This is a genomic window from Ruminiclostridium papyrosolvens DSM 2782 (assembly GCF_029318685.1).
Classification (GTDB): domain Bacteria; phylum Bacillota; class Clostridia; order Acetivibrionales; family DSM-1351; genus Ruminiclostridium; species Ruminiclostridium papyrosolvens.
Genome location: NZ_CP119677.1, coordinates 678418 through 702099, shown reverse-complemented (window position 1 = coordinate 702099; position 23682 = coordinate 678418). Strand labels below are relative to the sequence as shown.

Below are 23682 nucleotides of genomic sequence, written 5' to 3'. Positions count from 1 at the left end.
ATTTAACAGATACGTGCTTTCTGTTCAATTCAACATTTCTTTTCCTCTTAATAGCGGCAAACTGCATTTTGAGATAATATATTTTTTTTGTTAGCATAAAATTAAGATTAAAAATGGAGGGAAACATACATGACGGAAAACTACTTATTAGGAATTGACCTTGGTACTACAAATGTAAAAGGAATCATTATGGACCAAAACGGGAATGTTACTGCTTCTGCATCAAGGCAGAATGCTTTAATATTTCCGGGCACCGGTATGGTGGAACAGGACGCAGATGTGTGGTGGAAGAATACCACAGAGATTTTGTCTGAAATTACAGAAAAAGCAGGAAAGGATATTGTAAAACGTATCCGTGGTATCTCAGTAAGTTCACAGACAGTTACTCTACTTCCACTTGATAAGGCCGGAAATCCTTTACGTAACGCAATCATCTGGATGGATAGCCGTTCCTCTTCTGAATTGCAGTATATTATAAATGAAATCGGGTATAAACGTTATGTATCCATTATTGGCGGACAGCCGGATACTGTTTTTCTTCCAAATAAAATACTATGGTATAAAAAAAATGAACCGGAACTGTTCCATAAAACCTACCAGATTGTTCAGGCAAGTTCATATATCAACTACAAACTGACTGGAAAAATCACGATGGATATTGATCAGGCTTCCCGCACACAGTGCCTTGACATTAATACTTTAAAGTGGTCTGATGAAGTATCACGTACAATTGGTGCCGATCTAAATTCTTTATTGCCACAGCCTCAGGCAGTCACTGATGTCATTGGTAACGTAACATCTGCCGCTGCTGCACAGACAGGTTTAGTCAGTGGCATCCCCGTTATAGCAGGTGCCAGTGATGCATTAGCCTCAATGTATGCAATGGGACTTAGCAGGCTGGGAGAAGCCGGAGAATCCTCGGGTACTTCTTCCCTTGTGTTCGTTGGCCATAATATTCCAAGCGCTACTGATCTTCCTCTTGTAACAAAGCCCTGTCCTATTTCCGGTATGCCATATATATTTGATGCTCCACTCAGTACAACCGGTGCAGCCCTAAAGTGGTACCTGGATACTTTTGGAAAAGCAGAAAAAGACTTTGCAAATGAGCATGATTTAGATGTTTACGAATATATGAAACAACTTGCAAAGGAATCCTGTGCCGGAAGCAAAGGAGTAATGTTCTTTCCTTATCTTATGGGTGAACGTGCACCACTTTGGAATTCATATGCACGAGGAATGTTTATCGGATTATCTTTAGATACTGAGAGAAAAGAAATAATCCGTTCCGTATTAGAAGGAACTGCATTTGCACTGCGACATGTCATATCTACAATTAAAGAAACCGGTGCCAAGGTTGATTCGCTGCGCATCACGGGAGGCGGTTCAAAGAATCGTATCTGGTCTCAGATAAAAGCCTCTATGCTTAATATTCCCGTACACATTCTTGATGAAAAATCGGGCGATGTTCCTTTTGGTGATACACTGATAGCAGGACAAGCCGTAGGAGTATTCCCAGATATTACAAATAGCATGGAAAAACTAGTAACTGTAAAAGAAATTATTCAGCCAATAAAAGAATGGACTGATGCATATGACCAAATGTATCCCCTTTATATCGATATGTATAAGCATCTTGATTCTGACCTGAAGCAGTTGAAGGAAACCATATCCAAATTGACTAGATAGTTTTCTAAATATTCCCAAATAAAAAGTTCCCGCGAATCTATATGCAGGAACTTTTCTTTTAACATTCTTTCATATATCAAGTGCTATATAATATCCATCCGATACTGCATTAGTAACTTTACCCGGTCTTCTGCAATCTCCAATTATCTGTACAACCGGAGCTGCGTTGCTCATTTCTTGAAAAAGCACATGGTCTGCACGATACCCGGCTGCACTAATGACAGTTTCTGCTTTTATCAGCTTTTCATTTCCGTCCTGAGTTTTAATGACAAGTCCAACTTCATTTACTGCCAAGCCTATAGCATTAGTTATAACTTTTACATTATTTCTGCTCAAATCAACTTTCATAGCAGTACGGTAGAATACTTCTGAATCTAATGCTATATCCTGTCTCATTTCTACAATCGTTACTTTTTTCCCTCTTCTCGCCAAATGCGCCGCTGTTTCACAGCCAACCAATCCGCCTCCGAGAATTACTACAGTTTCACCAACTTGATTTTCGTTTCCATATACATCTTCTGCCAACTTAACATTTTTTCCGTCAATTCCCTTTATACATGGAAGTATTGGGGATGCACCAACTGCAAGCAATAATACATCCGGATTTTCTGATTCTACAGTTTCAGTAGTTGCTTCTGTATTCATATGAATACAAACAGTACTTTTTTTCAACAGATACTCCAATACTTCTTTGAATTCATATAATCCATACTTGAAGTCTACATATTTTGCAAATTTAAGTGCGCCTCCCAATGTATCGGACTTTTCATACAACACTACATCGTGCCCCCGTTCTGCCGCTGTGATAGCGGCCTTCATTCCTCCGGGGCCTCCGCCAATAATCATAACCTTTTTTGGAGTAGTCGGCTGACTTTTTGCTATCCACTCATTAAATTCATTCCCAATGACGGGATTAACCGTACAAGAAGTTGTCTCTGTCTTTAATGATTCTCCGAAGCATCCCATGCACCGGAGACACTTCGTAATTTCCTTTTCTTTACCCTCACGCAGCTTATTTGGTAGATAAGGATCAGCCAGTAATGGTCTGCCTAACTCAACAATGTCAGCTTTACCTGATGCAATTATTTCTTCCATCATTTCCGGATCCACAATTGCTCCTACTGTTGAAACAGGAATTTTTACTTCTTTTCTGATTGCTTCTGCCAGATAAACATTGGGCCCTTTTTCTGCGAACTGCGTTGGATGGGTTCTGATATACAACTCAAGATTTTCATGCATTCCGGCTGACACATTTATCAAATCACATTTACCTTCAATCGTCTTCGCAAGCTTTATTCCTTCTTCAGCAGTAATACCGCCGCTTATAAACTCATCCCCGCTCATACGTACTTCAATAGGAAATCCGGGTCCTACATTCCTTCGGATAGATTCCAATGCCATGACAAGTACTCTTGCTCTATTTTCAAAGCTTCCGCCAAACCGGTCAGTACGGTGATTTGTTTTGGGTGATAAAAACTGTCCGAAGAACCATCCATGCCCTGCATGAACCATGCACATTTCAAATCCTGCGCGTTTCAGTACTGCTGCACCCTTTCCAAATGATTCAATAATCTCTAGCAACAGTTTCTCAGGCATTTCCTTCACTTCACCAGCTTCTGTCATTTCTGCACTTGGTCCATAGGCAACCCTGTCAGCTTTCAAGCTGCCTGCCATGCTGATAAGCCCTCCCCATTTTCCGCCGTGAGACAGCTCTGCACTTGGAACTGCGCCGTGTCTTTTAATAGCCTTGGCCAATTGAGATAATCCAACAAGAGAAGTTGGGTTATCTAATTCAATCTGACGGTCATGTGATTTTCCTGTAAGAGTATGTACAATACTTTCTCCCATCGTCACAACGGCTGCACCGCCCCTTGCCTTTAACTCATAGTATGCTATTGTCTCGGGAGTAAGATTGCCATCAACTGCTCCCCAATTCAATGACGTAGGTGCTGAAAAAATTCTGTTTTTAAATAGTAAGTTACCAATAGTAATTGGCTTAAAAAGATTTGAATATTTTGTAATACTCTTCATCTTTACATCCCCCTTTTGTTCATTCGGTTGATGTTCAACTATCAGTGCTAAATCAGTTGTGCTGCATAGTAAGCACTGTTTATCGCATGATATATTTGCCCTACATTTTTGCAATCACCGATAATATAGTATTCATCTACCAGACTGCACAAAGCATCTACTTTATCATAAGGTGCACGAAAACCCAGTGCACAAACTACAGAATCGGCTGCTATGATAAATTCTTCTCCATTTCGTTCACACAACACACCTTCAGGTACAATTTCTTTTACTTTTGTATTTACATAAATATCTGCACTCTTCTCAACTTCTACCATAAGACCTCCACGATAAAAGCTGTTTACTTCCTCTGCTATAACGCCCTTCATTTCAATGATTGTACATTTCTTTCCTTCATGATTAAACGAAACTGCCGCTTCACTTCCCACAAGGCCGCCACCCATAATAGCTACTTTTTTACCAAGTTTTTCTGGATGAAGTTCCGCATCAACAGCCATAATGACATGTGGCAAATCTATTCCCTTAATGGGCGGTCTCAGCTCATTAGAACCAACAGCAACGAATAAAGCATCAGGAGATACTTCCTTTATATAGTCTTCCGTAACTTCGGTATTAAGAACAACCTTCACCCCTGCTTTTTCAACTCTGTTTATCAGTACATTGCAAAAATCAATGATGTCCTTTTTGAAATACGGTGCGCCGGCCGGATGAAGATTCCCTCCCAGTTTTTCTGACTTTTCTGCCAGTATAACCTCATGACCGCGTGCAGCTGCTGTGATAGCTGCCTGCATACCCGCGGGGCCACCTCCGGCTATTAAAACCTTCTTTTTACGTTCTGGGGTTCTTCTCGGATACTTTTCCTGCAGCTGCTGTCCCATCGTTGGATTTACTGTACACTTAACAGTTTCACTTTTAGCCGTTTCCCCAAAGCACTCATAACAACGCAGACATGGTGTAATATCGTCTGCATTTCCTTCCAAGGCTTTCTTTGGAAGATATGGGTCAGCCAGTAATGCACGACCTATTTCCACAATATCAGCCTGACCTTCTGCTATGATTTCCTCCATCTGCGCAGGATCATTTAAGGAGCCGACACACGCAACCGGTGTTTTTACGTGCTTTTTAATTTCAGCTGCCAGATAAACATTTACTCCCCTTGGATAAAAAGCTGACGGATGTGTTCTGCAAAAAACATCCGGATCTTCATGATTTCCGCACGAGATATTGAATAAATCCACTTTATCATCTACCATTTGAGCAACTCTAATACAGTCTTCCAACCCCAAGCCGATATCTGTCAAGTCATCCCCTGACAGTCTGATTTCAATTGGGAATTTTGGTCCAACCCCTTCTCTTACAGCATCAAGTACCATAAGTAGGAATCTCGCCCTATTTTCAAGTGAACCTCCGAATTCATCCGTTCTACTATTCAACACAGGTGATAAAAACTGTGAAAATATCCATCCATGTGCCGCATGTACCTGAACCATATCAAACCCACAGTCTTTGCAAAGCTTTGCTCCTGTCTTATATGATTCAACGATTTCCATAATCAGTTCCTTTGGCATCTCCTGGACTTCACCCATAGGTGTCATCTCATGACTAGGTCCGTATGCCACATCACAGCAGTTGTGATCACCTCCGACGCTTGCAAGTCCACCATATTTTCCGCCATGTGACAGTTGAATATTTGCATAGGCTCCGGCGTTATGAATTGACCTTGCCGCTTGTGCCATGCCTTGTTTTACTCCAAATGAATCTAGCTGAAGCTGTTTATTATGCGATTTTCCTGTTGCGGAATGTACAATTGCTTCTCCGTAAGTAACTACACTGACACCACCAATTGCTTTTTCTTCCAGATAAGCAATCATTTCAGGTGTAAAATGTCCCTCTGCTGTAATCATACTTGGGCTTGTGGGAGCACCAATAATTCTGTTTTTTAATCTGATATTACCTATACGGATCGGCAAAAAAAGATTTGGATACTTTTCTTTTCCCTTATGATAAATACAATTTGCCATACTTTTCTCCTTTTCGCTCCATAACTCTGGTTCTCTCCCTTGGCGATACCTTACTATTTTTTAATTTTCCATATATATTTTCTTGGTTCACCCTTTAGATAAGCAATAATTTCCTCAGCCATCATTGTACCTGACCAGTTATCAACATCAGTAGTAAGCCCTGCCATATGTGGAGTCAATACTACATTTCTCATAGAAAGCAACGGATGATTAGCCGGAACAGGTTCTTTCCAATATACATCAATTGCCGCTCCACCAATCACGCCATTACTGAGTGCCTCAATCAAATCTTTCTGGTCAATAACTGCCGCTCTTGCTGTATTAATTAAATACGCTGTCGGTTTCATTTTTGAGAACCAGTCCTTATTAACCATTCCCATTGTGGATGGAAGCACTGGCAGATGTATACTTACCATATCACTTTCTTTTAGCATTGTATCGAGGTCAACGGCTCTTGCTCCATCAGCTTCAATTTTTTCTGCAGGTAAATATGGATCATAAGCCAGAATTTCCATGCCAAAAGCTTTTGCTCTGACAGCAACTTCTCTTCCAATTGCCCCATATCCGGCTACACCCAGTTTCTTACCGAATAACTCAAACCCAATTCCGTAATCTGTAAACGGATGATTTTCATCCAGTGGTCCCCATATTACATTTTTTACATCCGGTACATCATAAATATCTTTAACCGGTTCCCCCAGATGCTCTCCCTTTTGAAGTCCGGTACTGCTTAACGTAATTTTTCTTGCCGCTGCCAGCATAAGTCCGAAATTGAACTCCGCTACTGCTACACGATTTCTTCCCGGGGTATAGGATAATTCCAAACCTGCCTTTGCAATTGCTTCATAGTCAACAGTTGCCGGTGTCCCTTTAGCAACTCCCATAAATTTCATTCCTGCTTCTGCCCAGGCTGTAATGGTGTCCCCGCCGGCAACTTCATCACCAAGAACAATAATTTCATTTCCCATACACTCTTCTTTTGTCTGTGCTTCTGTTACCTTGCCTTTTCCGTGTTTTAATTCTCCACAAATGGTAACATCACAATGTTCCTTAATAAATTCCATCTGTTTTTCCGATATTGGTGTACATAACGCTAGCATTTTCTTCATTCTAAAAACCTCCAAATAAATATTATAAGACTGACCTTATCCCTCAAGCTTCTGAAATATTATCTTGAATTATTTGATTTATGACTTTTTCCTTCGTGCGTATGAAAGTATTATTCCAAGTGCAATTGAAAGGTAGGCGGCCCATAGCACTCTGTACTGTCCGGGCAAGAGAAATGTGATGGTATGAGCCGGTATCCAAAACAAAGGAATTGTTTTAAACACAACAAATTTTATAAAACCCTTCCAATCAATTTTCTCAATGCATTCGCCAACAGATACTTTGTTTCCCTCAACTCTCATGTCGATATACGTATCAGATACTCTGTGAGCTGCCATAAACATTGGTCCGAATGTAAAATTTAGTATCACACTTACATACAGAGCGTTTACAAGAGTTCCCAAACCACCCTGGAATGCAAATAAATATCCAGCTTTTTCAGCAGCAGCTACTCCATTTGAATATACACTGAACATTAGGACTATCATCAGACCTACTATTCCCCATACCGCTGCTTTGTAAAACATACCACTGCTTTTCTTCCAGCTTCCCGAAATAATTCTGATTGCCAGCAGTTCTCCCATGGTTGCCATAATAGCAAATTTGACAAATCCCATAATGTACGGATGACTTGTAGTTGCCGAAACAAAAATTTCATGGGTTACAGGTACTATCATTAATACTGAAATCAGCAGAATAACTGCTCCCCAAATAAAATCTCCCTTTTTCATCTTTACCCCCAAAATAACATATTCCCTCAGTAATTTGTTTATATATCACTGTAGCTGTTTCTCCTGTTTTTTTCCTACCTTCATCATAATGACAATTCCTGCAGCAGCAACCATGCCGATTGATGAAATCAAGTATGCATGTGAGGTAGTGACATTTCCGAATATTAATTTTGATGCCGTATTCAAAACCGTCGGAGAAATTAGTTGACCAAGACTCATGAAGCAGGTAAAGCATGCGGATGCCATAGTGGTTGCCACCGGGTTTACTGCATTGGCAACATCACACATTGCCTGCGGTATAAACATTCCCTGCGAAAATCCACAGAATAGTGCTCCAATTATAAGCAACACAAAGTTGTCAGGAAAACATATCAAAAAAATCCCACCTATGCTGAAACTTAGCATTGCTACTGGTAAAGTATACTTTCTGGTTACCTTTGTCACGAGTCCAAGAATAAGCCCCATGACAATCTGTGCCCCTGAAAAAATTCCTATCAGAATTCCTGAAACAGTAGAATTACCAGTCAGTTCACCACTTATATGCATTGAAATATTTGTTGTAAAAGTAATCAGAAACAAAAACTCCAGCATTCCGAAAATAGATATTATGAAGACATCTTTGTTCAAACGGATTTTATCAGTCTGAGTAACTTGTGTTTTACCGGTATCCGGCAAACATAATGCAATAGCAATAAAACTAAGAAATCCAATAATGTTAGTGAAGTAGGATGCCTGAAATCCAAGTTCGCCAAGCCTTCCTCCCAATGTGGTAATGACCACCATACCTGTACCGATACTTGCCGCCTGTATCCCCATAACAGAAACTCTTTCATTTCCTTCGAAGAATTCTGCTACTACTGCCGTATTCAATGTACATGCTAGCCCTAGACTAACTCCGTAAAAGATTCTGGAAAAAAACAGCAGTCCAAAGCTGTCTGACAAAAGCGGCAGGAAGCCTGCTATACCTGAAGTTATACTTGCAAAAATCAGCAGTTTCTTTTTACTTACCTTCACTACCAGTCCACCTGAAATTAAAGCAACAAGCATCGCCAACAATGCCGGAGCTGTAATCAGCATTTGTACAAGACTAACATTTATATTCTTATAATGCTCCTGTATCTGCCCCAGAACAGGGGATACACTGTACTGCAGACCTTGAATAAAAGATATTGCAACAATTGCTATAATAATTTTACTTTTTTCTGCTTTTTTCAATTATTCCCCTCCGCTCCATACTTAAAATGCCTTGCGCAAGATGTCCATTACATTTTCCTTTGTCACATTCTGACGGGGATTAAAGTTAAGTACCGGTTCATGTAATACATCTCCGGCCAGCATTTCAAGATCTTCTTCTTTGATACCCTGTTCAGATAAGGTTTTGATCTCTAAATCCTTAGTCAGCTTCAACAATTCCTTTGATAGCAGGTATTTGTCGCTATGAATATTTCCACTGGTTGCAAGTCCTATTGCTTTTGCCAGTTCCACCATTTTTTCAGGACAGCTCTCAGCATTAAATTCCATTACATACGGAAGAACAGTTGCATTTGCCATACCATGTGCCAGTTTGAAATGTGCACTCAAGGTGTGTGCTATTGCATGCACCAATCCAAGATTTGCATTGGAAAAGGCAAATCCGGTGATTATGCATCCTAGCATCATTTGTTCTCTTGCATCCATATCATTGCCGTTCTTTACCGCCTTAGAAAGATTGTTGTATATAATCTGCAAGCCTTTTAGTGAATTGTATTCTGACAATGGTGTTGCCATATTGGAAATATAACTCTCTACTGCATGTGTAATTGCATCCATTCCTGTCGCTGCTGTAACAGATGCAGGCATAGTTACCGTAAATTCAGGATCTGCAATAACATCAGAAGGCGTAATATTATTATCAATTACAACATATTTAATAACTTTTTCTGTGTCAATCAATGCACTTACATTTGTAATTTCACTGGAAGTCCCGGCTGTTGTAGGAATTGCAATCAATGGAAGCACAGGATTTTTTACCATCCCAACTCCGCCGTACTGCCCGATTGAACCCGGATTTGTCATCAATACATTGATAGCTTTTGCAAGATCAATACTGCTTCCTCCTCCAACTGCAACGAATCCATCAATTTCTGCCTTTTTTGCGATGACTGCTGCCTCTTCTACTATTTCGTTGGTGGGGTTTGGAATTACTTTATCAAATATTGTTACTTTTACTCCTGCTTTATTTACCTGTTCCAACACCTTTTCTGAAATCCCTGCTGCTTTTACTCCCTGATCATATACGACCATGACATTTTTCATACCATATCCACATATGATTTGAGGCAATTCTTCTGAAACGCCTCTGCCGAATCTAATATTGCTTTGTACAAAAAAGTTAAAACCCATATTATCTTCCTCCTAACTGTGCTGTTCAAATTCGAATCCCTGAAAACAGGATATACCTTTATATTTTTTTGCTTCTTCTATACCATCCAGTACTCTGATTGCTCCCGCTGCCATTGCTTCCATTTCAAATTCTCCCGGGTATGCAGTTACCGGTGCAATCCAGTTACATGTTTCCTTTATTTGCATTACGAGGTCATCACTATAAACCATTCCTCCACTTAGAAGAATACCGTCAACTTTTCCATGCAGAACTGTTGCCATAGAACCAATACACTTTTCAATCTGATAAATCATAGTATTCCAGAGTACCTCTGCATATTTATCCCCCTGCTTTGCTCTTTCGGTAAGTTCTATTGCGTCTGATATTCCCATATGACTGACAAACCCGCCGCTCTTAGTACATAGTTGCTTGACTTCTTTTAAATCCTTACCTTTGCAATAATTCAGTAAATCTGCAATAGCGACACTTCCGCATCTTGTAGGTGCCATTGGGCCTTCGCCGCCTACGATATCATATCCGTCTACCATCTTTCCGTTTCTGTGGGCGGATATAGAAATTCCTCCTCCAATATGGCACACTATAAAATTACATTCGTCATATTTTCTTCCCATACTTTCTGCATGGCGTATCGCTGTCTCCTTCAGATTCAATGCATGAAGATGTATTATACGGTAAACTCCTTTTATACCTGTCATTCTCGCAAGATCCTGCAATTCATCTACATCAGGAGGATTTACAACATAAGCTTTTGCTTTATATATAGCGGCAAATTCATTTGCTATCTGCGGCCCCAGCATAGCCGGATGCTGTACTCCGTTTGCTCCTTTAGAAGAGTGTTCAAGCACCAGCTCATCAATTTCGTAGGTGCCTCCCTCCATAGCAAGTAAGCCTCCGCCTCGTCCAACAAATGCATCCACTCCGTTTAAATCAATTCCATCCTCACGCAGCAATCCTTCAATCATTTCCTTGCGGTACGGCAACTGGCTTGATATGGAATCAAACTTTGCCAGATAAGCCGCATCATGACTGACATTTTTTGAATATACAGTTTTTTTTCCTTCAAACAATGCTATTTTAGTTGATGTTGAACCCGGGTTGATTGTAAAAATTTTATGTATACTCATAACTTATCTACCCCCTGCTGCACGAATTACCAACATTGCAACATTTCCCAACATTTCTTCTACCGGGGCACTTCTGGAGAAGTCACACACTGGCTTAGCAAATCCCTGAAGTACCGGGCCATACGCATTTGCATGTCCAAATATTTGAATCATTTTTACTCCGATGTTTCCTGCATGCAGGTTTGGAAAAATAACAATATTGGCCTTACCGGCTACTTCACTGTCTCTTTTTACTTTTTTTTCTGCAACTCCGGGAATGATTGCAGAATCCAGCTGGAATTCACCATCCACCTTTATTTCAGGTCTCAGCTTATGGACAAGTTCTACTGATTCACGTACTGTTTCAAGACTTTCATGCTCGGCACTTCCGCAGGTTGAAAATGATAGCATTGCAACCCTTGGCTCCCATCCAAGCAGTGCCTTCGCCGTATCTGCCGAAGCAATAGCAATACCAGCCAGATCCTTTGCATCTGGCTGTGCTGTAATTGCACAATCAGCCAATCCAAGCATCGTGCCTTCCGACCCGTTAAATCCCGGAATATCTGCAATACCAAGACTTGACACACTTTCTACGCCTTCTTGCAGTCCTACAATACTCATTGCTTCAAAAATAACATCTCCTGTGGAATACTCTTTTCCAGCCGCAGTGCAATCCACCTTATTAAGTTTCAGAAGAAACATTGCGCAGCGTACCGGATCTTTTGCTTTCCTTGCAACTGTCTTGGCAGAAAAATCTGAAAACTTACCAGTATATTCTTCTGCCAGCAATTGACGTACCTCTTCATCATTAAAATCAAAATATTGAAAACCATTCGTAGATACGCCGTTTTTATCAGCAATCTGCTCTATAATTTCTTTGTTTCCAATCATCATCGGGAACCCTATGCCAGTTATTACCACTTGCTGAGCAGTTCTCAGAATATCAACATTTGTAGCCTCTGGAAAAGCTATTATCTTTGGATTTTCTTTTGCCTTATCTGTCATTTTTTTTAGGAAATCATTCATACTATAAACCTCCTGCTAAAGAAGTAGAGTTCCAGCTAAATACTCACCACCGGAACTCCCATATTAACTACTTAATTGTCCCTATTCTTCTAATAACTCAACAACATAATCAGCTGCTTCACCAAGTGTTTTGCATCGTTTAAAATTTATATACGGAACTTCTATATCAAATTCATCTTCCAAATAGGTGGTAATCTGTGAATAATGCGTTGATTTAGGATTCATATCTGCAAATTGCGTATCACAATTTAATGTTGATGCATCAACTGCCCATATTTCGCTTGCTCTTTCAATTATTTTTTGTAATACTTTTTCTTTCATTTTTATCTTCCTTTCTGTTTATTTAATTAACGGATAATAATATCTCCATCCTGAAATCTTGGTGGAATCACAGGTATTTGCAGGTATGACTCATGCCCGCCTCCGGTATAAATGATATGGTTTCCCTTATTATCCGTATCCCACATCAATGGCTCGAACCAATCATTACGGATATATCGTCCTGCTACCTGAACCCTGATTTGCTGTCCTTTGTGCCAGAAGCGGCTTGTAGGAGCAATTTCAATATCTACCGGCACAATCTCGCCTGGCTCCAGCTTTTCATCACAGGTATGTGCCTGAACCGGGCAATAATCCGTAGATAATTTTTCATCCAGCTTACGGCGTGATACCCTCATCTTACCCCATACTCCAGGGTGAGGCTCTCCAAATATTGTTACTGGAAGGAATTTACCATCAGTGCTCAATTTCTGTATATTAATAAACAAATCCATATCGTTATAGCTTTCTGCAGCAACATATAATCTGAGTTTCATGTAACCTGTTAATTCTGTATCCTCATCAAAGCAGTAATCAAAAGTAACTTCTCCTGTTTCGCTGTCGTATGATACACTTGCTTCGTTATTTACAGGCTTATCCTTCATGGACATGTCATTTGCATCCAGATATAACTTTTTATACTCTGTACGTTTTAACGGGAAGCTTTCCTCAGGTCTGTTTGTCATATAATTGAATTCATCTGTGTCCTGAACTTCAATTCTTATCTTGGGTGTCAACTCCCAGCCATTTCTCTCCAGCTTTAAGTACCGAGCAAAGAATTTATCCAATTCCTCAAGGTTTTCATTGCTGTAAGCATCCGGCCACTCAAAGTTTCTATGCACACGAAGCCATTTCTTACGAGATTTACATTTACGGAATGCATTGATGGAACCTCTAAGATGGAAATGGTTCCAACAAGCTGTCTGATATACAGGAATTGTTACCTTGTCCCACATTGGATCCTTGTCCTTCCAATAAGCACAATTTATAAATGGATATTTTTCAAAATTATCCGGTGTACTGTCCATGTAATTTGGCCCACATGCTTCTTTCATTACCAGCCTTACAAAAGAATGTGCCGGAATGCCGCCCTCACAGAGTGACTCCCTGTACATATCCGTGGTTGATTCCCATGGTGCCATACAAGCCAGATGCGGTGGCTGCTGTGATGCTATTCTCCACTGTGTCATTGCAACACAGCTATTTCCTGAAAGAGCAGTTCTGCCATTACACCATGACTGCTCTGCTGCCCATTCTATAAAGTCGTAGCCATCTTTTCCGTCCTGTGTTCCAAACTGCACAAAATCACCGTCAGAGTGACCAATTCCTCTCGGATCAACATTTGCCACGGCGTAACCTCGGCGGCACCAATAGCCCGGATCCGGACTTTCAAACTTCGACATATTTGATACAGTCTGAGGTGGAACCCCCATAATCTGCCACTCGGATTGTCCATCAAATGGCCTTTTCCCATAGAAACTCCATGAGATAATTAATGGATATTTTCCTTCCGACTCTGGTTTATAAATGTCCACATAAATAGTTACACCGTCGCGCATTTTTACAGGTACGTCCTGCATACATATAATACCGTCTTCCGGCATATATGTTCTTTGATTGAGCGGTGGCTGAATTTTAGCATATTCTCGTTCATCCACCGACATCGCCTGATATTCTTCCGGAGTACATGGTGTCATCATTTTTGTCATATAGATTTCAACCTGTTCCCCTGACATATCCACAGTTTTTAAAATTCTTCCTTTTTCCGACAAAATATAGTCCCCCCTATTATTTCCTGCAACTTGATTAAGCAAAATTAGTATTGTATAATTTATTTATAAAACCCTTTAAAACAAGTTTATATTAATTAATTTTTACACAACAGAACACTTTTTTTCTTTTTGTTTAATTTATACACTACGATAAAAAGTGTTCAAAAAAGGAGAAACATTGTGTCCATAATTGCAGGCTCAGGTAAGATTTCAAAATCTGAACAGACAAATGAAAAAATTATTAATACTTTCTTAGATTTAATTCACACCAAAAGATGGGATAAAATTTCTGTGAAAGAGCTCTGTGATTGTGCCAACATTGCAAGGGGTACATTTTATCTGTACTTTAATGATATTTATGATTTAATGGAGCAAATCCAAACTCCTTTGCTGGATGATATCCGTCATCGGTATTCACTGCTTCCAAAAAAGCTTTCCACCTCTTTCCCTCCTGAGTTGTTTGAGGATAAATTCGATTACGCTCCACCGAAGTCATTGTTAACTTGGTTTGATTTTTGCAAAACGCACAAAAAGGCAATACTAGTACTTTTAGATCCAAAACACGGAGATACTTACTTTGTAAAAAAGTTGAAAGTCATTTTAAATGATGAAATTAATAATATGATGGATGGAGACGGAATGCCACATGACTGGCTGCGTTCCCACTTTACAAAAATTTTTGTAGAACTTCATTTTCTTTCTGCACGCACCTGGTTGGAATCAGAAGACGATAATTTTTTATCTATACATGAAATTATCAATTTGCTTAATACCATGCGTGTTGGAGCCAATTACCTTACCTATAAAAAATTGTCTTCGTCTGATTTTGACACGAAAATGGAGCTACCCGAAGGAACTTAACATGATAATAGGAATAGGGACAGACATCTTGAAGATTAGCAATATTGAGCATGCCGTTTCAGATTTATCGGATCCTTTTATAAAAAAGACGTTTACTTTACGGGAATTAGATTTAATCTGCTCTCGCCAGATTCCATTGTATAGCTTTGCCACACGGTTTGCGGGAAAAGAAGCAGTGTTTAAAACATTTTCCGCAGACGGTAATGCAATACGGTTAAATGAAATCGAAATTCTTGAAAATGAAGTCGGTCAGCCAATTGTTACTCTACATGGTAATGCTAAAAACATTGCAGAACAAAAAAGCATTAACAGCATTTTAATTTCTTTATCTTATGATACTGAATATGCAATTGCCTTTGCTACTGCTTTGAGTAAATAATTATCACATTTTAAACAAAAAAACACTGCCATTATCAGAAATAAGGCAGTGTTTTTTCCACTTAGAGAGGTATATAATATATTATTACTGCCTAGACCCTGCCATTAAAGCAGTTCTGTCCATGCAGCATGATTTTGGCTGCTTTTAACAGATGCATGTACAAAGCAAACGCCTTCCACACCATCGTCTACACTTGGAAAATCCAGATCGTCTTTTGTATTTTCTTTACCATCAAGCTTATTACAAATAGCATTCATAAATGAATGATAGATATTTGCTACAGCAAATACAAGTCCTTCAGGATGCCCCGATGGAATATGATTCAGCTCTGCCGCTCTTCCTGTCACATAACCGGTACCGCGGTGATAAATCTGTACTGGCTGCCCCTTTTTAGTCACACGTAAGTAGTTCGGATCTTCTTGTACCCATTCAATAGCTCCTTTGCTTCCAAATATCCGTACTGCCAGACCATTCAAATGCCCGGCACAAACTTGAGAGCAGCTATACACACCATGAACTCCATTTTCGTATTCCACAAGCATATTCGCATTTAAGTCAAGTTCCATCCCATAGCTATCCAGCACAGCTGATACTTTCTTAGGATGCAGTCCAGTAATGTAAGCAACGGTATTTTCAATATGTGTGCCAATATCACCAACACAATTGGAAATGCCAGATTTCTCAGGATCAGTACGCCACACCGACAATTTAGTTGTACTCTGATCACCGCCGCCTATTTCATCAATAAGCCAATCTTGCAAATATTCAGCATTTACATTTATAACATTGCCTATTTCTCCATCCTCAACCAGTTTTTTCGCCAGTTTTACCATTGGATATCCCGAATAGGTATAACAAACACCGAAATACAGATTTTTTTCTTTTGTAAGTGCCGATAATTCTTTTGCCTGTTCAATGGTAAAGCACAGCGGCTTTTCACATAATACATTTATCCCTGCTAGCAAAAATGCTTTACAAATTTCATAGTGAGTTGAATTCGGAGTTACTACACAGACAAAATCAATTTTGTCCTTTCGTTTGCCTTCTTCTTCTGCCATCACTTTGTAGTCAGCATAAACACGGTCTTTTTCAATATTATAAGCATTTCCACATTCAAGATTCTTTTCCAGTTTTGAACTAAAGCACCCTGCTGTCAGAACTGCATTTTCTTCCAATGCAATAGCTTTTCTGTGAACTGCCCCTATAAAAGCACCGGGTCCACCGCCTACCATTCCATAACGCAACTTTCTGTCCATAATTGTGCGCTCCTTTCTCTATGGGTTAATTTGAAATAGCATTATCAAATTTGAAATCAGAAGCCTTGAAATCAATCTTTTTAACAAACTCAGCTGCTTCCTTCGCACCATATTCACGTTCCATGCCACTATCTTCCCATTCTACCGAAAGAGGACCCTGATAATTATAAGCATTTAATACACGGATAATTTCCTCAAAGTTTACATCTCCATGTCCAAGTGAGCGGAAATTCCAGCCTCTTCTCAAATCGCCAAAATCAATATGAGAACCCAGTAGTCCACTTCTACCATCCAAAGTAACCGCCGCATCCTTCATATGGACATGAAATACCTTGTCTATAAAATCCTTAAGGAATACATGTGGTGTTATTCCCTGCCATATAAGATGGCTCGGATCAAAGTTCAAGCCAAACTCCGGTCTGTCACTAAATTTTTCGAGCAGCCTTTTTGTAGAATAGTAATCAAAGGCAATCTCACCTGGATGAACTTCTAAAGCGAACTTAATCCCATTCTCTACAAATACATCAAGAATTGGTGTCCAAAGATCATATATCTCCTGAAATCCCTTTTCTATAATTGCTTCACTAGTCTGAGGAAATGAATATAAATATTTCCATATAGGTGAGCCTACAAATCCTGTCACTACATAGCAGCCGAGCTTCTTAGCAGCAATTGCGGAATATTTCATGGTTTTAACAGCCCATGCTCTGATTTCATCTGGTTTATCAGCCAACTCTACCGGTGCAAAGTTGTTCAATCTCGGGTCATTGTAATCTCCAACGCATTGTCCAATAATATGTGTGGCAAGTGCTTCACATTTTAAATTATACTTCTTTAAAACAGCTTTTATCTCTTCCACATACCCATCATCTTCCGCAGCACGCTTTACATCTAAGTGTTCGCCCCAGGTCGCAAGTTCAAGTCCTTCGTACCCCATTTCTTTTGCCTTTTGACACATAACTTCCATACTCATATCTGCCCACTGGCATGTCATAAGTGTTAATAGTCTGCTCATTTTGAAATCCCCCTCCTAATAAATTTTCCCTAACTCATGCTTTACAAAATAACTGGATAATGCCATGGATGCCAATAAATCCGGTGTTCCGTCATCTTCAATAGTTACCCAACCCTTAAAATTATACTTCTTAAGCAGCTTCCAGAGTCCATCAAAATCAAGCACTCCTTCGCCTGGCTCCCAAAACCATCTCCAACCATCATCTCGTATTTCCACGTCCTTGTCGTATCGAATCTCATCCGGAACTGCTATGGAAGCAGTATCTTTCAGGTGGAATGTACAGATGCGTTCATGATAGGTATCATAGAATTTAAGAAGGTCATCTCCCAAAATTGCTATCTGCGCTGTATCTAAGCAATAAAACACATATCGAGGATCTGTCATTTCAATAAACTTATGATGGTTTTCTTTATTAACTGCACAGAAAAACTCATTATGTAGACCAATTTGTATACCATTGTCTACCGCATAACGTCCGATATCTGTTATTACCTTGGCAGCATTTTTCAGTGCCTCATCATCAAGAGGACCAACACCGTAGTAGTTATTTGCAGGACACATATTCAAATGCTTGCCTCCGAATGCTTTGCACGTATCAATGGCTGACTTGCCAGCTTGAAGGACTTCGTCATATTTATCAGCAATAAATGAATTATCCGCTCCGTGGAACATACCGCTGACGCTAATACCATAGCCAGCTGCAAAATCAACATATTCCTTTGGCGTATGGAACAAACCAAGTATTTCTGATAAATCCCACGGTGCCAGTTCTATTCCCTCATATCCTGTTGCCGCATGATAGCGTAGAATTTTATCCCAGTCCATGTAGTATGGCACATTACTTTTATCCTCATAATAAAAATCTCTAAAATTGTTAATTTTCTTATAAGGTATTGTTTTCCAATGACTCATATGAGAAAGCTTTATATTTGACATGTGACAACCTCCCTTTATTTTTCACCAAGCGTATTCTTGATATAGTAGCGTGTTCTTAAAAGTGAACGACAGGAATTATACGAATGTCTGCAATTATAGACAATGCACCCGCCATAATTAACATCTTTTAATGCAGCGTATATTGCCTGAAAATCTACATTCCCCTGTCCTATATCACGAAATACCTTCGTTGCATTTTGGGATGGGAATTCAGGAAGCGGCTGCTTATAAGCTTCTTCACAATCTACAAAAGAAGTATCAGTAAAATGTACAATTCCAATCTTATCTATATTTTTATATATAAAAGAAGGTACATCCACACCGGCTATTTGTATATTTGCTGTATCAATATCCAGGTAAACTTGTTTCTTTAATCTTTTAAGGAATGATACGATTTTATCTCCACGGAGCAAGCCCCAATACTCATTTTTAACGCATAACTTAATACCCGCCTTTTCAGCAATATCAGCGAGTGAATCAATAGCTTCCGCTGTTTTATTAAGAAATTCTTCCTCAAAAATGTCAAATGCTTGATCCTTACCACACAGTGAAGAAACAGCATAGTAGGAAGGTGTAGCAGTTAATGTAACAACCTCTGCATTTGCCTCTTTTGCAAAAGTGATAGCATCTGTAGCAAAGTGGGAAAAGGCTCCAAAATACATCTGCATATTTCCTGAACAGAAAATAGTAGGGTCAAGATGAACACTTACTATACCATCAATGCCATAAGAATTCAGTGTACGTATATAGTTGTCTACAGTTTCAAACTTAGTTGTTATAGAACGTAAAGTGAGCGGAATACCTGATCTGCCCCCAAAATCCCATTTAGGTTCATATGGAATTTCAATAGATGTAAATCCTGCCGCACTAATGTGTGAATAAAGCTCATCCCAATAGTATTTGCTTTCACGTCGATTGCGGTTAGGAGCTTGATGATGTAGATCAACCAACTCAGTGCTAATGCTAGTTTTCATATCGCTACCTCCTGATTTTCGTTTTGTTATATCTATTATAATAATAGAAGATTATTATTGAATCGTCAACACTTTTGCAAAACTATAAAATTAAGTCTAGTTAAAATATTCTACGTTATTTTACGGTGTTAAATAAATGGGTTATTTAAAATAAAAATGATAAATTCAGATGTGAGTTTAAAGACTAACAATCAAAAAGGGTATGCTTATCAGAGAACCGCTCACTTTAAAATAGTGAGTGAGCAGTTCAATATTTAGTTCCTTTTCATGTACTATTTATTCATAATCAAAATTAAGGAATCTGTCATTCTGTGTCAATGCCGCACCTACCGCAGGTCCAAATACACCCAAGTCACTAATCTTCACATAAGATGTAGACTCATCGTTATAATCTGTCAAATCATCTAGCCGTGACTTAATTTCAGACCAATATCTATCAATGTATTCACTCATTTCACCGCCGATAACAATATTCCAGTCAAAAACACAATGGATATTATGCAGGCACACACTAAGCATATCTAGATATTCATCCCATATTTTTATGCATTCCTCATTATCCTGCTCCAATAATTTAAAGAATTCTTTAACCGATAAGCCGGATTTTTCGCAAATTGCACGACTGGTACAATAATCCTCAAATTTTTTATTTTTGTTATCGTTACTGATAAGCATATTTCCAAATTCTCCGTTTCTGTCAGAGAATCCTACAATCTGTCCATTGTGAATAATTGCACCTGCCATATAGGAACCAATTGAAAGGAAAATGAAATTATCACATTCATTCAGTGCCCATATCTGAGATATAGCCGCCATTTTTCCGCTGCTGTAGAATACAACCGGTAGTTCAAAACAAGCTTCTGCCATATTAAGATCAATACTTAGATTTGATGGCATGTTTTTTGACAATACTACTTTCTTCTCCTTAATCGGCACCTGAAGAGCTATACCTACTCCCAGCAATTTTTCCTTTTCTGCTAAATTCCTATTAATAAAATCCATTAGAATAGTATTAACATGCTCCCAATATTCTCTTGTGTTCTGAACACCTAGAGGATACCGTTCAACAGCAACCTTCTTCGGACCCAGATCAACTAATACTATCCGCATTTCATTCATAGAGACTTCAATACCAATTGAGTATTTTGCATCAAACACAGGTGTTATACGGACTGGTTTTCTTCCACCTGTTGACTTAAGTACCTCTCCATTAGTAATCAGACCCCTTGACGATAATTCTTTCATGATTACTGTAACAGTAGGCAAACTTATGTCAAGCTTAAATGCTAGTTCCTGCTTTGTCATTGGTCCTTGATGAAATAGTATATTAATCACTCTTTTTATGTTATTAATTCTAACTTCGCTATTATTTTTATTTTCCATATAATCACCGTAAAAAGAATATCATATTGCAAGGATTTGGTAAACATACAAAATTTAAGTTTTTTTAAGTCTACCTTATTATTTTAAAATAATTATCCTTTTTTTGTAGGGGCTCCGGATATCCTCCCTCGGGATATCCCAGAATACACGATCCAACCCCTACATACTCTCCTATGTATCCGCTTTCCCTTATAATTTCCTTTCCGAGGTTTGTTTCAAAAGTTTCCCGTACCCTATTAATCCAGCGACTGCCCAGACCAATAGAATAAGCTGCATTAAGCATATTACCGATTGCAAGGCTGCCATCCTCTACAGGATTTCCAAGACCTTTTTCTGCAAGAACAAGGATTACTGTAGGAGCACCATAGAAAGGATCCACTCCCTCCGGTGCTCCTGCTATTTGTGCATTCAGTACGGACAATTTATGCAACAATTCAGGATTCTGAACCACAATAAATACGGGTGACTGTTTGTTTCCACCTGTAGGAGCATTCATGCCAGCCTGTATTACTTCCATTAATTCTTCATCCTTAATTTGCTCTTTTTTAAATTTCTTTACGCTGCGTCTGTTTTTTAAGTCAACTAACGTCTCTTTCAATTCAACGCACCTTCTTTCAAGGATTTCTCAAAGCTTTGTCGGTTTTATCTCCGGTATGTCCTTTAGAGGGGATAACAATTGCTCCAGTTCTCCTCCACGCTTTGCCAGTACTTTTGAGACATTCACCATCATATCGGAAATTTCCTCTTGATGCTCTAGCAACCCGCCCATATGATACCTTGAGCGTTTTATTTCCTCTTCCGTATAATCAACCTTTATCTCTCCGCCATCAATCCTCAGAGTTCCTGCCGAACCACAGACAGCACATTCCACCTCTGTTCCGCTCTTTATGAACAGATGCCTGCAATGACACGTTGGGCACATACCCGCATCATCACCTTTCCATTCTATCTGCTCTTCCGGCATACCTGCTGCTCCTGCCACATTTTCTCCCAATTTAAAAAGACGGTTCATAAATTTTTCATCAAAGGCCGGATTAACTCTATCTCCCATTCCGTATGCATTAATATGATCCACCGGTATCATCTGATTTGAAAATCCCAGCAAATGCAGGTTTGGAAGTCCCAGGGATGTCCATCCTTCTGTGCGGGCACCTCCTACTGAAATCACAGCAAACGGACGATTTTTAAATACCCGGGGATCTAACATTTTATCCTCGCCCCACCCAAGACTACGCCTTCTCTGATTTTCTTTCAACAGAGCTGCACGGTCATGAGATGCCCCCATACGATCCACAAGATTTTTATACTGGCCTGTCGGTCCTACTGAATATACAGGAGCCGCTACCATTAATGCATCCGCATCCATAATCGCTTCACGTACGAACAAAAAATCATCCTTCAGTACACACAGAGACATTCCGCCTCTGTCCCTTACCTTGTCACAAGCACCGCATCCTGTGCACCGGTCAATTTTCAAGTTGCAGGTATTCATAAAGCTTACTTCTGCACCTGTTTTTATTGCACCTAGAAGTGCTTGCTTCATTAGAATATCGCAATTGCCATTTTTTCTTCCAAAAGAAATTCCAAGTACTTTCATTTTACACCTACCTTGTCTCGTTTAAAGATGTTCCAATATTAAAACAGGTGATGCTATTTCATATTTAGTAGTATCACCTATTTTAACACTTACTTATCTGTTATCTCTTTTTAAATCCAACCATTCTACTTCTTCCTTGGTAAGTTTTACAAGCAATGATCCGATACTGGATGTCAACTCTTCTTTATTAGCAGCACCTATTATTGGAAATACATTCATTTCACCGCAAAGGATAAAAGCAAGTGCAATCTGAGGAATGGATGCACCCTTTTCTTTTGCTAACTGTTCAGCACGTTCAAGTCTGGTAAAGTTTGTATCACCACAATATGCTTTCATGCATACAGGATCAATTTCCTCCGGACGGTTCAACCACTGTTCACGAGTTATTCTTCCTGAGAATAAACCACGTGCCATGCTGGAATATGCAAGCACAGGCATTTGATTAGCTATGTACCAATCCTGAGACTTTTTGTTTTCAGGTCCGCTGATTGTAATACATCCTGGTGCCCATGGTTCTGCGTATTGCTGTGCCAAGCTGTAATTTGGGCTTGATACAATAAGTGCAGGCATATTATTAGCCTTTGCATAATTATTGGCTTCTTCTATTCTTTCAACAGTCCAGTTTGAAACACCATAACCAAGAATTTTTCCGGCTTTATAATATTTGTACAACGTATCTATAATAGGTCCTACAGGTTTGGTAACATCATCGCGGTGAAGCATATATAAATCAATATAATCTGTATTCATTTTTACAAGTGCATCATTTAAATCTGCTTCCAAATCAAACGTATTTACACGTGTTCTCCATGGTGACGGGTGGCAAGCTTTACTAATCAGGAAAATTTGATCTCTGTTTCCTCTGCTTTTGAAATACTTACCAAGAGCTATTTCAGTTGTACCCCTTCCATATCCCATCGCAGTATCGAGAGTGTTAATGCCCATCTCTACTGCGGTATCCAGTCTTTCAAAGTCTTCTTTAAGGTCTTCCTTGTCAACTATCGACATAGTACCAACGATAAAGCGGCTCACTTTCTTGTCAATCGAATTAAATTTTGAGTATTCCATATTTTTTAATCTCCTTTGTATATGTTATTATAATT

General features: G+C 39.3%; 21 protein-coding genes. 3 read left to right on the top strand and 18 right to left on the bottom strand.

Annotation, left to right across the window (positions count from 1 at the left end; translation table 11 throughout):
• Nucleotides 1-129: 129 nt before the first annotated feature.
• The gene (locus P0092_RS03310) at nt 130-1686 is read left to right on the top strand and encodes a xylulokinase (protein WP_004618926.1); all 1557 of its coding nucleotides are present in this window, start codon (nt 130-132) and stop codon (nt 1684-1686) included.
• Nucleotides 1687-1755: 69 nt separating this feature from the next.
• On the opposite strand, the gene P0092_RS03305 is transcribed toward P0092_RS03310, so the two are convergent.
• From P0092_RS03305 to P0092_RS03260, 10 genes are all read right to left on the bottom strand, one after another.
• Nucleotides 1756-3717, bottom strand: coding sequence for an FAD-dependent oxidoreductase (locus P0092_RS03305; RefSeq protein ID WP_004618927.1), 1962 nt, complete (start codon nt 3715-3717; stop codon nt 1756-1758).
• A 47-nt stretch (nt 3718-3764) separates the two neighbouring features.
• Nucleotides 3765-5738, bottom strand: a complete 1974-nt coding sequence (locus tag P0092_RS03300; RefSeq protein ID WP_004618928.1) for an oxidoreductase — start codon at nt 5736-5738, stop codon at nt 3765-3767.
• Between the two features lie 53 nt (nt 5739-5791).
• On the bottom strand, nt 5792-6847 hold the full coding sequence (locus P0092_RS03295; protein ID WP_004618929.1) for an NAD(P)-dependent oxidoreductase: 1056 nt from the start codon (nt 6845-6847) through the stop codon (nt 5792-5794).
• 78 nt (nt 6848-6925) lie between these two features.
• Nucleotides 6926-7576, bottom strand: coding sequence for a hypothetical protein (locus P0092_RS03290; RefSeq protein ID WP_004618930.1), 651 nt, complete (start codon nt 7574-7576; stop codon nt 6926-6928).
• A 45-nt stretch (nt 7577-7621) separates the two neighbouring features.
• Nucleotides 7622-8791 carry an MFS transporter gene (locus tag P0092_RS03285; RefSeq protein WP_004618931.1) on the bottom strand — a complete coding sequence of 390 codons (1170 nt, stop codon included), beginning with the start codon at nt 8789-8791 and terminating at the stop codon, nt 7622-7624.
• Nucleotides 8792-8812: 21 nt separating this feature from the next.
• Nucleotides 8813-9958, bottom strand: a complete 1146-nt coding sequence (locus tag P0092_RS03280; RefSeq protein ID WP_004618932.1) for an iron-containing alcohol dehydrogenase — start codon at nt 9956-9958, stop codon at nt 8813-8815.
• Between the two features lie 12 nt (nt 9959-9970).
• Nucleotides 9971-11083 carry a butyrate kinase gene (buk, locus tag P0092_RS03275; protein WP_004618933.1) on the bottom strand — a complete coding sequence of 371 codons (1113 nt, stop codon included), beginning with the start codon at nt 11081-11083 and terminating at the stop codon, nt 9971-9973.
• 3 nt (nt 11084-11086) lie between these two features.
• The gene (locus tag P0092_RS03270; RefSeq protein ID WP_004618934.1) at nt 11087-12088 is read right to left on the bottom strand and encodes a phosphate acyltransferase; all 1002 of its coding nucleotides are present in this window, start codon (nt 12086-12088) and stop codon (nt 11087-11089) included.
• 81 nt (nt 12089-12169) lie between these two features.
• Entirely contained in the window at nt 12170-12409 is a 240-nt protein-coding gene (locus P0092_RS03265; RefSeq protein ID WP_004618935.1) for an acyl carrier protein, read from the bottom strand.
• A gap of 26 nt (nt 12410-12435) precedes the next feature.
• Entirely contained in the window at nt 12436-14178 is a 1743-nt protein-coding gene (locus P0092_RS03260) for a CocE/NonD family hydrolase (RefSeq protein WP_004618936.1), read from the bottom strand.
• A gap of 180 nt (nt 14179-14358) precedes the next feature.
• Between P0092_RS03260 and P0092_RS03255 the strand changes: the two genes are divergently transcribed.
• Both P0092_RS03255 and acpS read left to right on the top strand, forming a co-directional pair.
• A complete protein-coding gene (locus P0092_RS03255; RefSeq protein WP_004618937.1) occupies nt 14359-15039 on the top strand; it encodes a TetR/AcrR family transcriptional regulator in 681 nt (226 codons plus the stop codon).
• Between the two features lies 1 nt (nt 15040).
• Nucleotides 15041-15418 (top strand): holo-ACP synthase, encoded by a 378-nt coding sequence (acpS, locus tag P0092_RS03250; protein WP_004618938.1) that lies wholly within the window; start codon nt 15041-15043, stop codon nt 15416-15418.
• Nucleotides 15419-15522: 104 nt separating this feature from the next.
• On the opposite strand, the gene P0092_RS03245 is transcribed toward acpS, so the two are convergent.
• The 8 genes from P0092_RS03245 to P0092_RS03210 all read right to left on the bottom strand — a co-directional run bounded on the left by P0092_RS03245 (nt 15523) and on the right by P0092_RS03210 (nt 23647).
• Nucleotides 15523-16674, bottom strand: a complete 1152-nt coding sequence (locus tag P0092_RS03245) for a Gfo/Idh/MocA family protein (protein ID WP_004618939.1) — start codon at nt 16672-16674, stop codon at nt 15523-15525.
• Nucleotides 16675-16699: 25 nt separating this feature from the next.
• The gene (locus tag P0092_RS03240; protein WP_004618940.1) at nt 16700-17689 is read right to left on the bottom strand and encodes a sugar phosphate isomerase/epimerase family protein; all 990 of its coding nucleotides are present in this window, start codon (nt 17687-17689) and stop codon (nt 16700-16702) included.
• 15 nt (nt 17690-17704) lie between these two features.
• The gene (locus P0092_RS03235) at nt 17705-18625 is read right to left on the bottom strand and encodes a sugar phosphate isomerase/epimerase family protein (protein WP_004618941.1); all 921 of its coding nucleotides are present in this window, start codon (nt 18623-18625) and stop codon (nt 17705-17707) included.
• A gap of 14 nt (nt 18626-18639) precedes the next feature.
• Nucleotides 18640-19599 (bottom strand): sugar phosphate isomerase/epimerase family protein, encoded by a 960-nt coding sequence (locus P0092_RS03230; RefSeq protein WP_004618942.1) that lies wholly within the window; start codon nt 19597-19599, stop codon nt 18640-18642.
• Nucleotides 19600-19875: 276 nt separating this feature from the next.
• The gene (locus P0092_RS03225) at nt 19876-20982 is read right to left on the bottom strand and encodes an ROK family transcriptional regulator (RefSeq protein ID WP_004618943.1); all 1107 of its coding nucleotides are present in this window, start codon (nt 20980-20982) and stop codon (nt 19876-19878) included.
• A 70-nt stretch (nt 20983-21052) separates the two neighbouring features.
• A complete protein-coding gene (locus tag P0092_RS03220; RefSeq protein WP_004618944.1) occupies nt 21053-21580 on the bottom strand; it encodes a nitroreductase family protein in 528 nt (175 codons plus the stop codon).
• Nucleotides 21581-21607: 27 nt separating this feature from the next.
• Entirely contained in the window at nt 21608-22579 is a 972-nt protein-coding gene (locus P0092_RS03215; protein ID WP_004618945.1) for a flavodoxin family protein, read from the bottom strand.
• Nucleotides 22580-22672: 93 nt separating this feature from the next.
• Entirely contained in the window at nt 22673-23647 is a 975-nt protein-coding gene (locus P0092_RS03210) for an aldo/keto reductase (protein WP_004618946.1), read from the bottom strand.
• Nucleotides 23648-23682 lie beyond the last annotated feature (35 nt).